Below are 15,291 nucleotides of genomic sequence, written 5' to 3' on the forward strand. Positions count from 1 at the left end.
GCAAAAGGGCCGGGGCCCGTACGGAGGGTGCGCACTCCGTACGGGCCCCGGCCCGCGAGCAGACGGGTCAGCCGCGCAGCTCGGCGGCGACCAGCTCCGCGATCTGCACGGCGTTCAGCGCCGCGCCCTTGCGGAGGTTGTCGTTGGAGACGAACAGCGCCAGGCCGTGCTCGACGGTCTCGTCGGCGCGGATCCGGCCCACGAAGGAGGCGTCCTGGCCGGCGGCCTGGAGCGGGGTCGGCACGTCGGAGAGGGTGACGCCGGGGGCGCCGGCCAGCACCTCCTGGGCGCGGGCCGGGCTGATCGGACGCGCGAAGCGGGCGTTGATCTGGAGCGAGTGGCCGCTGAAGACCGGCACGCGGACGCAGGTGCCGGACACCTTCAGGTCCGGGATCTCCAGGATCTTGCGGCTCTCGTTGCGGAGCTTCTGCTCCTCGTCGGTCTCGCCCAGACCGTCGTCGACGATCGCGCCGGCCATCGGCAGCACGTTGAAGGCGATCGGGCGGACGTACTTGTCCGGCTCGGGGAACTCCACCGCGGAGCCGTCGTGGGTGAGCTTGGTGGCGTCCTGCTCGATGACCTTGCGGACCTGCCCGTCCAGCTCCTCCACGCCCGCCAGGCCGCTGCCGGACACCGCCTGGTAGGTCGCGACGACCAGCGAGACCAGGCCGGCCTCGTCGTGCAGCGGGCGCAGCACCGGCATCGCGGCCATCGTCGTGCAGTTCGGGTTGGCGATGATGCCCTTGGGGCGGTCCGTGATCGCCTGCGGGTTGACCTCGGAGACGACCAGCGGGACGTCGGGGTCACGGCGCCAGGCCGAGGAGTTGTCGATCACGACCGGGCCGGCGGCGGCGACCTTCTCCGCCAGCGCCTTGGACGTCGCACCGCCGGCCGAGAAGAGGACGATGTCCAGTCCCGAGTAGTCGGCGGTCGCCGCGTCCTCGACGGTGATCTCGGTGTCCTGCCACGGCAGCGTCCGTCCGGCGGACCGGGCCGAAGCGAACAGCCGCAGCTGCTCGACCGGGAAGTTCCGCTCGGCGAGAATGCCCCGCATCACGCCGCCGACCTGTCCGGTGGCTCCGACGATTCCGACCCTCATGGGACTCCTTCTTTCTGACCTGACTTAGGTGTCTGTTCGGAACACCTGCTCAGTAGTGCCTCCATCATGTGTGTGACACCCGTCGCCTTGTCCAATCCATTCCATTCTGTGGCGGTCGAGCAACGGGAGCGTGACGGTACGCATGCGTAGCCGCGCGGTGTGTCGCGACTGCGAAGAGCGTGACGCTCCGGGTGGCGGAAACCGCCGATCACGGACGGTGACGGGCGCGTGCGGTGCGTGGCGGCGACGCACGGTGCTACCCCGTGCGGTGAACGCGCGGTGACCGGCGGTCGCACCGCGGGACAGGGGGCCGTGGCGGTCCCGTGACCGGCAGATCCCTGTGCGGTGATGGGTTCCCGGCGTTGCGGTGGCGTTCACGCGCAGGTCATTCCCGCTGCCAACGATCCCAGGTGACAGGGCAGTTGTGCCGCCGGAGCGCCGCGGGGAGTCCCACCCCCGCCGGCCACCGGTCCCGGCCGCCTTCGCGTTCGCACTCGGGGAGCTCGCGCATGTCCCGCATCCGGTCCACCGCCCGTATCGACCGCCGCACGTTCCTCACCGCCACCGGAGCCGCCGGCGCCGCCACCGGGCTCGGCCTCGCCTTCGGCATCGGCCCCGACCGGGCCGCCCAGGCCGCCACCACCGTCACCCCGGGCCGGCCCCGGCCGCCCCGGTGTCCGTCGACGCCCCGGCCGTCCCGCACGCCCCGTACACCAAGGGCACCACCCTCGGCGGCGTGGCCACCCCGCGCGGCAGTGGCGGCTACCGGCGGCTGGCCGACGGGCCCGGCTGGGGCCGGGTGGTCCGCACCGAGCTGGCCGCCGCCCACGGCGGACGCGACCGGCGCCGCACCGCCCTCGCCTCGTTCGTGCAGCTCACCGACCTCCACCTGGTCGACGTGCAGAACCCGCTGCGCTACGAGTACCTGCGCGCCCAGACGGCCAGCGCCTGGCGCCCGCAGGAGGCGCTGTCCGTGGCCGGCGTCGTCTCGCTGATCGAGCGGGTCAACGCGCTGCCGGGCGGGCCGGCCACCGGCGCCCCGCTGGCGTTCGTGATGACCACCGGCGACAACACCGACAACAACTCCAAGCTGGAACTGGAGTGGTTCCTCACCGCGATGAGCGGCGGGCGGATCACCCCCAACTCCGGCGACCCGCGCCGCTACGAAGGCGTCCAGGACAGCGGACTGGCCCTCTACTGGCAGCCGGACAGCCCGCTGCGCGACGCCGACAAGAAGCTGGGCTTCCCGCGCCTGCACGGCTTCCTGGACGCGGCGATCCGCACCGTCCACAGCCCCGGGCTGCGGCTCCCGTGGTACTCCACGGTCGGCAACCACGACTCGCTGCCCGGCGGCTGCTACGCCCCCGGTGACCCGTTCTGGACGGAGATCGCCACCGGGCACCGCAAGCTGGAGACGCTGCCCGCCGCCGAGGCCGCCAAGGTCTGGAAGGCGGTCAAGGACGGCCTCGACCCCAAGGGCGCGGACTTCAAGCGGCTGCTGAAGGCGCACGCGAAGCAGGCCAGGACGGTCACCCCCGACGCGCGGCGCGCCCCCTTCACCCGTGCCGAGTACCTCCGCGCCCACCTCGACCCGGCGCACACCGGCCACGGCCCGCACGGCCACGGCTACACCGCGGCCGCCCTGGAGGAGAACCGCCTCTACTACACCTTCCGGGTCTCCGACGACGTGCTGGGCATCAGCCTGGACACCACCGATCCGGGCGGCCACTACACCGGCTCGATCGGCGAGACCCAACTGCGCTGGCTGGAGCGGACCCTGAAGGCGAACGAGCGGGGCGAGAAGGCGCACGTGCTGGTCTTCAGCCACCACACCGGCAAGACCATGACCAACACCCGGCCCGACCCGGCCCGTCCGCACGAGAAGCGGCACGGCGGCGCCGAACTGATCGAGCTGCTGGCCGCCCACCCCCGGGTCGTCGGCTGGATCAACGGCCACAGCCACCAGAACGAGATCGTCCCGCACGGCACCTTCTGGGAGGTCTCCACCGCCTCGCACATCGACTTCCCGCAACTGGCCCGGGTCATCGAGCTGGTCGACAACCACGACGGCACGCTGTCGCTGATCGCCACCCTCGTCGAGTCGGCCGCCCCGCACCGCACGGACTTCAGCGACCTCTCCCAGACCGGCCTGGCCGCCCTCTACCGCGAACTGTCCTTCAACGCCCCCGAGGCCCGCACGGACCTGGCCGGCACGGCCCGCGACCGCAACGTCGAACTGCTGCTGAAGCGGCGGTGAGGGGCGGGAGCTGGGGGGCGGGCCGGGCGTGGCCGGCCGGGGTCTGAGGGGCGCCGCGACCTTGCGGGGCGCCGGGCCTCGGGGCACCTACGGCCTGGTCGAACGGATCCCGTAGGGGACACGAGCACCCCCTACGGGGCCACAACGAGGCGGGGCGGGGCGGGTATTCCGGACGTGGGGACGCACCTGGCCGGGGACGCACCTGGCCCGGGGCCGCACCGCGAGGGGGCCGGACGGGGACGGGGACGGCGTGCCGCGAGGGGCCGGGGCGGGGCGGGGGACGGCGTACCGGTGTCGGCGTACCGGTGTCGCGTACCGGGGACGGCGTACCGGGGACGGCGTACCGGGGCGGGGTCGTATCGGGAGCGTGGCCGGGACGGGGACGGCGTACCCAGGCAGGGGCGCACCGGGCGCGCGGCCGGACCGGGGACGGTGTGCCGCGACGGGTCGCACCGGGCGCGCAGCCGGATCGGGGACGACGTACCGGGACGGGGCCGGATCGGGAACGCGGCCGGATCGGGAACGGCGTACCGGGACGGGGCACACCGGGCGCGCGGCCGGACCGGGGACGGCGTACCGGAAACGTGGCCGGACCGGAAAGGGCCACACCGGGAACGCGGCCACACCGGGAACGCGGCCGGATCGGAGACGGCGTACCGGGAGGGGCCGCACCGTGAGCGTGGCCGCACCGGAAACATGGCCGGGCCGGGAACGGCGTACCAAGGCAGGGCCACACCGGGCGCGTGGCCAGGTCGCGGGTTCCGGTGCCAGACCGGGCCGCTCGCTCAGCGTGGCAGTGCCACCACGTACGCGCTCGGTTCGCGGTCCGGGGCGGCCATGAGGGCCGTGCGGACGACGGCGGCCTGGTGGGCGGGGGTCTCGCGGAGGGTGCGGGGGAGGCAGCGGACGACGGTGATGCCGAGGCGCTCCAGGTGTTCGCGCTTGTGGTCGAAGGCCGAGTGGAGCGGGTCCTCCTCGGGGCGTGGGGCGCGGGTGTCGATCTCCAGGGCCACCCCGTGCTCGGGCCAGAAGGCGTCCACCCCGCCCAGCTGCGGTCCGCCCGGCAGCCGCAGGTCGACGTTCCACAGCGGGTCCGGCAGGTCGTGGTCGCGCACCATCGCGTACAGCCGCTGCTCGGCCAGCGCGCGGCCCTCGGCGAGCAGGGTGTCGACCGCGTCCACCACGTGCGGCCGGGTCAGCAGCCGGGCCCGGCTCAGCTCGCGCACCACCACCGGTGCCTCGCAGTGCCCGCCGCGCACCGCCTCGGTCAGCAGCCGGCGCACCGCCGAGGCGTCGCTGAGCCCGGCGACCGCGTCGGCCAGGGCGCGCGCCACCGGGGCGGTCGGCACGCCGGTGACCTGCTGCGGCACCGGCAGCTCCACGGTCCGGACGATCTGCGCGAAGCCGGTCGAGCGCAGCCGCCGGGTACGGGCGACCAGCACCTCGATGCGGTCCAGGGCGAGCAGCGGGGGCGCCTCCGACAAGCCGTGCAGGGCGAGCGCCGCCAGGCCGGTGATCATCGCCTCCGCGGGGGCGTCGTTGGAGCTCTGCCGGGGCACCGTCGGCCCCCGGTGACTGGCGTACAACAGCACCGCCTGCAGCCGTTCCTCGCTGGTGGGCGGTCCGGGGTGGAGCAGATAGACACCGGGGAGCACCTGCTGCCAGCAGCCGCCGGGGCGGCAGCGCTCGGTGGTCTCGGCCGGGGTCACACCGTGCTGGCGGAGCTGACGGGTAGTCAGGACCTTGCGGCGGACATCGGAGAGGTGATGGAGGGGGAGGGGCGAGAGCGGGGTGTCGTGGTTCATGCCGTGGCGATTCCCGCGCCCGCTCCGCCCCCTAACCGCTGTTACACGCCCGTGCCAGGAACCGGACAATCCTGGGCTAAAGTACGGGCGTTCGACTGCCGAAAAGAGCTGGTCGGCAGGGAGGTTACGGCCTCGCCCCGGCCGCCTCGTCACAAGCCTGTGCGCGCAGCGCCCGGGCCAGGTCGTCCCGTTCCTCCAGCACGATCCGGCGCAGCGCCGGCGCGGCCTGCGGATGCCCGTCCAGCCAGCCGTCCGCCGCCTCCAGGGTGGCGTGCTCCACCAGCCAGGCCGGGAACAGCCCGCGCACCACGTCCATCGCGATCTCGATGGACCGCTCGCGCCACACCCGCTCGATCGCGGCGAAGTAGCGCGGCGCGAACGGCGCCAGCAGCTCCCGCTGGCCCGGCTGCGCGAACCCGGCGATGGTCGCCTCCACCAGCGCGTTGGACAGCGCGTCGGACTCGACCACGTCCGCCCACGCCTGCTCCTTGACCTCCGCCGACGGCCGGGCCGCCAGGCACCGGACCTGGTGGCGCTTGCCCGACGCGGTGTCGTCGCGGGCCAGCTCCGCGGCGATCACCGCCTCGTCCGCCACCCCGTGCGCGGCCAGCGGCGCCAGGAGTGCCCAGCGCAGCTCCTGGTCCACCTCCAGTCCGTCGATCGTCCCGGTGCCGTCGAGCAGTCCCTGGAGCAGCGCGAGGTCCGCCGGCGAGGCGGCCACCGCGGCGAAGTGCCGCGCCCAGGACAGCTGGTGGCCGCTGCCCGGCTCGGCCCGCCGCAGCTCCGCCAGCGCGCCCTCGGCCAGCTCGCGCCCGGCGGCCTCCTGGTGGGCCGGCGCGGTGTACTGCTCCAGCGCCGCCTGGGCCTGCCCGTGCAGCGACTGCAGCACGCCGATGTCGGTCTCCCGGCCGGCGAACCGCCGCACCAGGCCGAGGTAGTCCCGGGCCGGCAGCAGCCCGTCGCGGGTCAGCCCCCACAGTGCCGCCCAGCACAGCGCCCGCGCCATCGGGTCGGTCAGCTCGTCGAGCCGGCTCCGCAGCGTCGCCAGGGAGTCCGCGTCGAAGCGGACCTTGCAGTACGTCAGGTCGTCGTCGTTGACCAGGACCAGCTCCGGCCGCTCGGCGCCGGCCAGCTCCGGCACGGCCGTCCGCGGCCCGGCGACGTCCACCTCGGCCCGGGCGTACCGCACCAGCGCCGGGTGGCCGCTCCCGGACGAGGCGTCCTGCCGGCGGTAGAGGCCCACCGCGACCCGGTGCGGCCGCAGTTCGGGCTGCTCGGGCGCGGCCTCCTGCAGGACGGCCAGCTCCGCGATCCGCCCCTCGGCGTCGTAACGCACCTCCGGCGTGAGGGAGTTGACGCCCGCGGTCTCCAGCCAGGCCCGCGACCAGGCCGCCATGTCCCGGCCCGAGGTCTCCTCCAGTACGGTCAGCAGGTCCGTGAGCCGGGTGTTGCCGTACGCGTGGCGCTTGAAGTAGCGCCGGGCGCCCTCCAGGAACGCCTCCTGCCCCACGTACGCCACCAGCTGCTTGAGCACCGCGGCGCCCTTGGCGTACGTGATGCCGTCGAAGTTGAGCTTGGCGTCCTCCAGGTCACGGATGTCGGCGGTGACCGGGTGGGTGGAGGGCAGCTGGTCGGCGCGGTACGCCCAGGCCTTGCGGCGGTTGGCGAAGGTGATCCAGCCGTTCGCGAAGCGGGTGGCCTCCACCAGCGCGAAGGCGCCCATGAAGTCCGCGTAGGACTCCTTGAGCCACAGGTCGTCCCACCACTGCATGGTCACCAGGTCGCCGAACCACATGTGCGCCATCTCGTGCAGGATGACGTTGGCGCGCCGCTCGTAGGACGCCTCGGTGACCTTGCCGCGGAAGATGAACTCCTCGCGGAAGGTGACGCAGCCCGGGTTCTCCATCGCGCCGAGGTTGTACTCCGGCACGAACGCGGTGTCGTACTTCCCGAACGGGTACGGGAAGTCGAAGTGGTTGTGGAAGAAGTCCAGGCCCTGCTTGGTGACGGTGAAGACGTCGTCCGCGTCGAAGTGCTTGGCCAGGCCCTTGCGGCAGAGCGCGCCCAGCGGGATCTCCAGCTCGGTGCCGTCGTCGAAGGTGCGGTGGTAGCTGTCGGAGACGTAGTGGTACGGCCCGGCGACCACGGCCGTGATGTACGTGGAGATCGGCTGCGTCTCCACGAACCGGTGCACGCCTGACGCGGCCGTCCCTTCCTGCGCACCGTTGCTGAGCACCACCCATCCCTCGGGGGCGGCCACCTCGAAGGTGAACGGCGCCTTCAGGTCCGGCTGTTCGAAATTGGCGAAGACCCGGCGGGCGTCGGCCGGTTCGTACTGGGTGTAGAGGTAGACCTCGCCGTCCTCGGGGTCCACGAAGCGGTGCAGGCCCTCGCCGGTCCGGCTGTAGGCGCACCGCGCGTCGACGACGAGGACGTTCTCGGCGGCCAGGCCGTCCAGCGCGATCCGGGTGCCGTCGAAGACCTCGGCGGGGTCCAGCTGCCGGCCGTTGAGGGTGACCGAGGTGACCTCCGGCGCCAGCAGGTCGGCGAAGGTGGCGGCGCCCGGCTCGGCGCAGCGGAAGCGGATCGTCGTGCGCGACCGGAACGTGGCCGCGGCGTCCCCTTCGGCGACCGCTGAGCGGACGTCCAGCGCCACGTCGTAGGCGTCGACGCTCAGCAGCCGGCCCCGCTGACGTGCCTCGTCCCGGGACAGATTCTCACCTGGCACGACGTGACTCCCTCGTCCTCGTCTCGAATATCGAACACGGGGAATCATGGCACGCCCGCCCGCGGTTGAACCGTCCGCGGCAGAACACCACCGATACACCACCGATCACACCGCTCTCACGAGGAGACGACGACGTGTCCGACACCCCGAAGACCCCGGCAGACTTCTGGTTCGACCCGCTGTGCCCCTGGGCCTGGATGACCTCCCGCTGGATGCTGGAGGTGGAGAAGGTCCGCCCGGTGGAGGTGCGCTGGCACGTGATGAGCCTGGCGGTCCTCAACGAGGACAAGCTCGACACGCTGCCCGAGGAGTACGCCGAGAACATGCGCCCCGGCGGCAAGGCGTGGGGCCCGGTCCGCGTGGTGATCGCCGCGCAGCAGCTGCACGGCGACGAGGCCGTCGGCCGGCTCTACACCGCGCTCGGCACCCGCTTCCACAACGAGGGCCTCGGCGTGACCCCCGAGAGCATCGCCGCCGCCCTCGACGACGCCGGACTGCCCGCCGAGCTGATCGAGTACGCCGACAAGGACACCTATGACAAGGAGCTGCGCGCCTCCCACAAGGCGGGCATCGACCTGGTCGGCCAGGAGGTCGGCACGCCGGTCATCGCGGTGCCCGGCTCCGACGGCGAGCAGATCGCCTTCTTCGGCCCGGTCGTCACCCCGCCCCCAAGGGCGAGGACGCCGCGAAGCTCTGGGACGGCACGCTGATGGTGGCGTCCATCCCCGGCTTCTACGAGATCAAGCGCACCCGCACCCAGGGGCCGGTCTTCGACTGAGCCGCGGCCCCCGACGTACCGCCCGCATGGGCGAGGCCCCACGAGTCCCGTCCTCGTGGGGCCTCGCCGTTTTTCCGCCTGCCAGGTGAAGGGTGAGAAGACGATCACGAGGCAGGAGCCTGCCGGGTGTTACGGCGCCAGCAGCAGATTGTGCGCGCGCTCCTTGGCCGACGCGTACCGTTTGGCGACGTCCTGCCAGTTCACGACCCGCCACATGGCCTCGATGAAGTCCACCTTCTGGTTCTTGTACTGCAGGTAGAACGCGTGCTCCCAGGCGTCGAAGACCAGGATCGGCACCGAGCCCTGGCCGACGTTGCCCTGGTGGTCGTAGACCTGCTCGACGATCAGCCGGCCGGCGACCGGCTCGTAGGCCAGCACGCCCCAGCCGGAGCCCTGGGTGGTCGCCGCGGCCTTCGACAGCTGCGCCTTGAACTTGGCGAACGAGCCGAAGGACTCGGCGATCGCGTCGGCCAGCTCGCCCACACCGTCCTTCTCCAGCGGCTCACCGCCGCCGTCACCGGTCATGTTGTGCCAGTAGATGCTGTGCAGGATGTGGCCGGAGAGGTGGAACGCGAGGTTCTTCTCCAGGCCGTTGATGCTGCCCCACTGGTCCTTGTCGCGGGCCTCGGCGAGCTGCTCCAGGGTGTCGTTCGCGCCCTTGACGTAGGCCGCGTGGTGCTTGTCGTGGTGCAGCTCGATGATCTCGGGGCTGATGACCGGTGCCAGCGCCGCGTAGTCGTACGGAAGTTCAGGAAGTGTGTAGGTGGCCATGCCGATCCCGCCTCCAAGCTGCGTCAACGCAGTAGTTGCAATCAATGTGCAAGAGCACGCTACCAGCAGGAGTGATCTTCGGCCGGGCGCGGGCGCGGACCTGGTCCCAAAGACGTAAGGCGGGGCGGGACCTCGGAGGGAGGTCCCGCCCCGCCTGTGCGGAATGCCGGGAGGAGCGCCGGTGCGCGGCCGTTGGGCCGGCCGGGGCCGGCTAGAAGTCGGCCGGCTCGCTCTGCTTGTTGCCGAGCGACTGCTGCCGCAGCAGCCCGACCAGGGCCAGCACGACCCCGAAGCCGCCGGTGAACAGCAGCTGGATGCGCTGGTTGTCGTCCCGCAGCATCAGCAGCAGCACCGCGACGATGCCCGCCAGCGCCACCCACGTCAGCACCGGGAAGGCCCACATCTTCACCACGAGCTTCTCCGGCGCCTCGCGCTCCAGCCGACGGCGCATCCGCAGCTGGGCGACGGCGATGAAGCCCCACACCACCAGGACGGCGGCGCCGACCATGTTCAGCAGCCACTGGAAGACCGTGGTCGGCCACAGGAAGCTGAGCAGCACCGCGAGGAAGCCGAACGCCGAGCACATCAGCACCGCGCGACGCGGCACCCCGCCGCTGACCTTGCCCAGCACGGCCGGGCCCTGCCCGCGGGAGATCAGCGAGTACGCCATCCGCGAGGAGCCGTAAAGGTTGGCGTTCACCGCGGACAGCAGCGCCACCAGGATGACCACGTTCATGATCTGGCCGGCCGCCGGGATCTTCAGGTAGTCCAGGACCGCCACGTACGGACCGGACTTGGCGATCGACGGGGCGCTCCACGGGATGACGGTGACGATGACCGCCATCGAACCGACGTAGAACAGGGCGATCCGCCACATCGCGGTGCGCACCGCGCGGGCCACCCCGCGCACCGGGTCCTTGGACTCGGCGGCCGCGATGGTCACCGTCTCCAGACCGCCGTACGCGAACACCGACGCCAGCAGACCGACCATCAGGCCGTCCACGCCCTTGGGCAGGAAGCCGCCGTCACCGGTGAGGTGCGAGGCGCCGGGCGCCTGGGTGCCGGGCAGTACGCCGAGGATCGCCAGCACGCCCAGGACCAGGAAGATGCCGATCGCGGCGACCTTCAGGGCGGCGAACCAGAACTCGAACTCACCGAAGTTGGAGACCGCGGCCAGGTTCGTCCCGGTGAAGATCACCATGAACAGCAGGACCCACATCCACGGTTCGGTGGACGGGAACCACTGGTGCATCACGTCCGCGGCGCCCAGCGCCTCGGCGGCCACCGCCACGCACAGCAGCGCGGTGAACATCCAGCCCACGGTGAAGCCGGCCCAGGAGCCGATCGACCGCTCGGCGTGCACGGAGAAGGAGCCGGAGGCCGGGTTGGCCGCGGCCATCTCGCCGAGCATCCGCATGACCAGCATGACCAGGGCGCCGGAGACGGCGTAGGCCAGCACGATCGAGGGGCCGGCCGCCGCGATGCCCTCACGCGAGCCGACGAAGAGGCCGGCGCCGATCACCCCGCCCAGGGCGATCATCGAGAGGTGGCGCTGCTTGAGGCCGTTGGACAGCGAGGGGCCGCCGTCGGCGCCCGCCGCCAGGTCGGTCTGCTCGCGCGCGGGTGCGGCGGACGAGGGTGTCCGATTCATGTCGTACCTGTCCCAGTAGATGAGAGCGGAGCAAGAGCGTTACTGCGTTCTCCCGGTGCCGCGACCGGCGCGACGTGCTGCCGGGCCCCGGGCGGGCCCCTGCCGGGGCAGGCGGTCGCGCAGGGGCCGCCGACGGCGGGGCTCCGGGGTCCTCGGCAAAGCTGGCTCAGTTTGGGTGCCGGTGTCCGCTCAGGGCAACAGTCGTGCAGCGAATGTTCGGTATTCAGACGTGATCGTCACCGTGCGTGCCTGAATCAGCGTCGATTGCGACGCCCGGTGAAACCGGACCGGCGGCTTCACGGGTCCGCCGGCGCCGCACCGCAGTTCCCGCCCGCCGGCCACCAGCAGCACCGCCGCGGTCGCCCCGGCCGACCACAGCAGCTGCGGCCGGGCCGTGTCATCGGTCAGCATCAGCACCACGACCCCGCCCATGGCCAGCAGCGCCACCCACGTCAGATACGGGAACGCCCACATCCGCAGGGTCAGCTTCTGCGGTGCCTCGCGCTCGATCCGACGGCGCAGCCGCAGCTGGGAGACGGCGATCAGCCCCCACACGAACAGCAGCACCGCACCGACCGCGTTGAGCAGATAGAGGAAGATCGAATCCGGCCACTCCAGATTCAGCAGCACCGACACGAACCCGAACGCCACCGACGCCAGCACGGCCCGGCGCGGCACCATGCCGCCCGACACCGCCAGCAGCCAGCGCGGCGCCTCGCCCCGCTCGGCCAGCGAGAACACCATCCGCGACGAGCCGTAGAGGTTGGCGTTCAGCGCCGACAGCAGCGCCACGAACACCACCACGTTCATGATCTGCCCGGCGCCCGGCACCCCGATGTGGTCCAGCACCGCCACGTACGGGCTCTGACCCGGCCGCATCGACGACCACGGCAGCAGCGCCACGATCACCAGCATCGAACCCACGTAGAAGAACAGGATCCGCCACACCGCGCTGCGCACCGCCCGGCCCACCGCCCGCGCCGGGTCGTCCGACTCGGCCGCGGCGATGGTGACGACCTCCAGCCCGCCGAAGGCGAACACCACGGCCAGCACCCCGGAGACCACCCCGGCCCAGCCGTGCGGCAGGAACCCGCCCTGCCCGGTGAGGTTCGACGTCCCCACCGGTGCGGTCCCGGGCAGCACCCCGAAGACCGCGAGCAGGCCCAAGCCCAGGAACAGCACGATCGCGAAGACCTTCAGGGCCGCGAACCAGAACTCGAACTCACCGAAGTTCTTCACCGCGGCGAGGTTGGCCGCGGTGAAGACGACCATGAAGAGCAGCACCCAGCCCCACTGCGGCACCGCCGGCAGCCAGCCGTGCGCGATCTGCGCCGCACCGGTCGCCTCCACGGCGAGCACCACCACCAGCAGGAACCAGTACAGCCAGCCCACGCTGAACCCGGCCCAACGCCCCAGCGCCCGCTCCGCGTGCACCGAGAACGCCCCCGACGCCGGCATCGCCGCCGACATCTCGCCGAGCATCCGCATGATCAGCATCGCCAGCGCGCCCGCGACCAGGTACGACAGCACGATCCCCGGCCCGGCCACCGCGATCCCCGCACCGGACCCCACGAACAGGCCCGCGCCGATCACCCCGCCCAGCCCCAGCATCGTCAGATGGCGCTGCTTGAGCCCGCCGGACAGGGGCTCCTTCTCGCCGGCGCCCGCGCCGGACGCGGTCGGCCCGGCGGTGGTCGGTGTCTCGTGCATGGGTGCGTAACTCTCACAGGGGCGAAGGCGGCCGGGCACACGCTCCGGGCCGCCGGCGGGTTTGGGGGAACTCCACAGGTCACCGCGGGTCCGCACCAGTGTCGCCGCACCGCGCGCGCTACCACAAAACCGGCGCCCGGAAGCCGTCCGTTCCGTGATGAGCATCACGTGACCTGCAAAGACGCCGCGCGCCCCAACTGAGGCGGGCATTCTGGCGGTTGTTCGGAAGTCTCCAAGCGGGCCCCCGCGGCTTTGTCGCCGCCACACGATGATCGCCGGCGGCCCGCTGGACTAACGTCACAGCGTTCCCACCCGTCCTGGATCCCTCTCACACCCGCGGAGTCCCGATGAGCACCGCCGCCCTCACCCGCCCCGGCACGGTCCTGGCCGACCTGCTGCCGGCCGCCACCGCCTCCCGCGCCCGCGTCCGCGACGCGGCCCTGGTCGCCGGCGGCGCCGTGCTCACCGGCCTCGCGGCCCAGATCGCCCTCCCGGTCCCCGGCTCCCCGGTCCCGGTCACCGGCCAGACCTTCGCCGCCCTCCTGGTCGGCACCGCGCTCGGCGCCCGCCGCGGTCTGCTCTCCCTGGCCCTGTACGCCCTGGCGGGCATGGCCGGCATGCCCTGGTTCGCCGACGGCACCTCCGGCTTCGCCAGCCCCACCTTCGGCTACATCGTCGGCATGCTGCTCGCCTCCGGCCTGGTCGGCGCGCTGGCCCGGCGCGGCGGGGACCGCGGGGCGCTGCGCACCGCCGCCACGATGGCCGCCGGCACCGCCGTGATCTACGCCCTCGGCGTGCCCTACCTCGCGCTGAGCACCGGCATGTCGCTCGGCAAGGCCGTCGCCGTCGGCCTGGTCCCCTTCCTGTTCGGTGACGCCCTCAAGGCCGCGCTGGCCATGGGCGCGCTGCCGACCGCGTGGAAGCTCGCCGGCCGCCGCGACTGACCGCCGGCCGGACGACGACGCAGGGCGGGGCCCGCACCGATCCCGGTGCGGGCCCCGCCCTCGCCTGTTTCCGCCGTTACGCGCGGTCGGCGGCCTCGACCGTCTCGGCGGCATCGCCGGGCACCACCGCCGGCTTCTCCCGCCCCCGCCGTCGCTCCAGCACCAGCCCGACCGCCAGCACCACCACGGCCGCGACCACCGACAGCACCATCTGCTCCCGGCCGTCCGGGTCGTAGAACATGTAGCCCACGACGAACACGATCAGCGCGATCGTCGCGTACGTCAGCCAGGGGTACAGCCACATCCGCACGGTCAGCCGTTCCGGCGTCTCGCGCTCCAGGGTCCGGCGCATCCGCAGCTGCGAGAAGCAGATGACCAGCCACACGAACAGCGCCACCGCGCCGGACGAGTTCAGCAGGAACTGGAAGACGGTGTCCTTCGACGTGTAGCTGAAGATCGTCGCGATGAAGCCGAACGCGACCGACGCCCAGATCGCCACCGCCGGCACCCCGCCCTTGTTCACGGAGGCGAACGACTTCGGCGCATCGCCGCGCTGCCCCAGCGAGAACGCCATCCGGGAGGCCGTGTACAGCCCGGAGTTCAGACAGGACAGCACCGCGGTCAGCACCACGACGTCCATCACGGTGCCCGCGTACGGGATGTCCAGCGACTTCAGCACCGCCACGTACGGGCTCTTGAGCACCGCCGGGTCGTTCCACGGCAGCAGCGTCACGATCACCGCGATCGAGCCCAGGTAGAACAGCGCGATCCGCCAGATCACGCTGTTGACGGCCTTGCGGACGGCCTGCACCGGGTTGGGCGACTCGCCCGCCGCCAGCGTGACGATCTCGCTGCCCATGAAGGAGAAGACCACCAGCAGCATGCCGGAGAGGATCGCGCCCGGCCCGTGCGGCAGGAACCCGCCGTGCCCGGTCAGGTTCGTCATCCCCACCGCGCCGTCCCCGGCGGCAGCCCGAAGATCGCCAGCGCGCCGACCACGATGAACACCACGATCGCCACGACCTTGATCCCGGCGAACCAGAACTCGAACTCGCCGAACGAGCCCACCGAGATCAGGTTGGTGCCGGTCAGCACGATCATCACCAGCAGCGCCCAGGCCCACTGCGGGACGGCCGGTATCCAGCCGGTGAGGATCGCGCCGGCCGCGGTCGCCTCGACGGCCAGCACCACCGACCAGAAGAACCAGTACAGCCAGCCGATCGTGAACCCGGCCCAGCGGCCCAGCGCCCGGTCCGCGTACGCCGAGAACGACCCGGACGTCGGCGAGGCCGCGGCCATCTCGCCCAGCATCCGCATCACCAGCACGACCAGCAGCCCGGTCAGCGCGTAGGAGAGCAGGATGCCCGGCCCGGCGGCCGCGATACCGGCGCCCGAGCCGACGAACAGCCCGGCTCCGATCACCCCGCCGATGGCGATCATCGACAGATGGCGGTTCTTCAGACCGGCCTGCAGCCCGTCCGGCGGGTGCGCGCCCATGGGCACCGTCCTTCGTGGTTGGTGGAGGGAACCCTCGCATTAGATCTTCGT

General features: G+C 72.3%; 8 protein-coding genes and 2 pseudogenes. 3 read left to right on the plus strand and 7 right to left on the minus strand.

The window, feature by feature from the left end:
- Positions 1-67: 67 nt before the first annotated feature.
- The gene (locus tag OJ254_RS14895) at positions 68-1,099 is read right to left on the minus strand and encodes an aspartate-semialdehyde dehydrogenase (RefSeq protein ID WP_265362722.1); all 1,032 of its coding nucleotides are present in this window, start codon (positions 1,097-1,099) and stop codon (positions 68-70) included.
- 799 nt (positions 1,100-1,898) lie between these two features.
- Between OJ254_RS14895 and OJ254_RS14900 the strand changes: the two genes are divergently transcribed.
- On the plus strand, positions 1,899-3,356 hold the full coding sequence (locus OJ254_RS14900) for a TIGR03767 family metallophosphoesterase (RefSeq protein WP_423836018.1): 1,458 nt from the start codon (positions 1,899-1,901) through the stop codon (positions 3,354-3,356).
- A gap of 785 nt (positions 3,357-4,141) precedes the next feature.
- Here the strand turns inward: OJ254_RS14900 and OJ254_RS14905 are convergent.
- Positions 4,142-5,161: a hypothetical protein gene (locus tag OJ254_RS14905; protein WP_265362723.1), complete on the minus strand. Its 1,020-nt coding sequence runs from the start codon at positions 5,159-5,161 to the stop codon at positions 4,142-4,144.
- 124 nt (positions 5,162-5,285) lie between these two features.
- Positions 5,286-7,889: an aminopeptidase N gene (gene pepN / locus OJ254_RS14910; protein ID WP_265362724.1), complete on the minus strand. Its 2,604-nt coding sequence runs from the start codon at positions 7,887-7,889 to the stop codon at positions 5,286-5,288.
- Positions 7,890-8,086: 197 nt separating this feature from the next.
- Between pepN and OJ254_RS14915 the strand changes: the two are divergent.
- Positions 8,087-8,667: pseudogene (locus tag OJ254_RS14915) on the plus strand (mycothiol-dependent nitroreductase Rv2466c family protein).
- A 129-nt stretch (positions 8,668-8,796) separates the two neighbouring features.
- Here OJ254_RS14915 and OJ254_RS14920 read toward each other — a convergent pair.
- The 3 genes from OJ254_RS14920 to OJ254_RS14930 all read right to left on the minus strand — a co-directional run bounded on the left by OJ254_RS14920 (position 8,797) and on the right by OJ254_RS14930 (position 12,799).
- Positions 8,797-9,438, minus strand: coding sequence for a superoxide dismutase (locus OJ254_RS14920; protein WP_265362725.1), 642 nt, complete (start codon positions 9,436-9,438; stop codon positions 8,797-8,799).
- A 211-nt stretch (positions 9,439-9,649) separates the two neighbouring features.
- A complete protein-coding gene (locus OJ254_RS14925) occupies positions 9,650-11,089 on the minus strand; it encodes an amino acid permease (protein ID WP_265362726.1) in 1,440 nt (479 codons plus the stop codon).
- 189 nt (positions 11,090-11,278) lie between these two features.
- Complete coding sequence (locus OJ254_RS14930) at positions 11,279-12,799, minus strand: amino acid permease (RefSeq protein ID WP_265362727.1); 1,521 nt, start codon at positions 12,797-12,799, stop codon at positions 11,279-11,281.
- A gap of 347 nt (positions 12,800-13,146) precedes the next feature.
- On the opposite strand from OJ254_RS14930, the gene OJ254_RS14935 reads away from it, so the two are divergent.
- Positions 13,147-13,743: a biotin transporter BioY gene (locus OJ254_RS14935; protein ID WP_265362728.1), complete on the plus strand. Its 597-nt coding sequence runs from the start codon at positions 13,147-13,149 to the stop codon at positions 13,741-13,743.
- Positions 13,744-13,819: 76 nt separating this feature from the next.
- Here the strand turns inward: OJ254_RS14935 and OJ254_RS14940 are convergent.
- Positions 13,820-15,240 (minus strand): annotated as a pseudogene (locus OJ254_RS14940) (amino acid permease).
- Positions 15,241-15,291: the final 51 nt, after the last annotated feature.

Source organism: Streptomyces endophytica, from assembly GCF_026153355.1.
Taxonomy (GTDB): Bacteria; Actinomycetota; Actinomycetes; order Streptomycetales; family Streptomycetaceae; genus Streptomyces; species Streptomyces endophytica.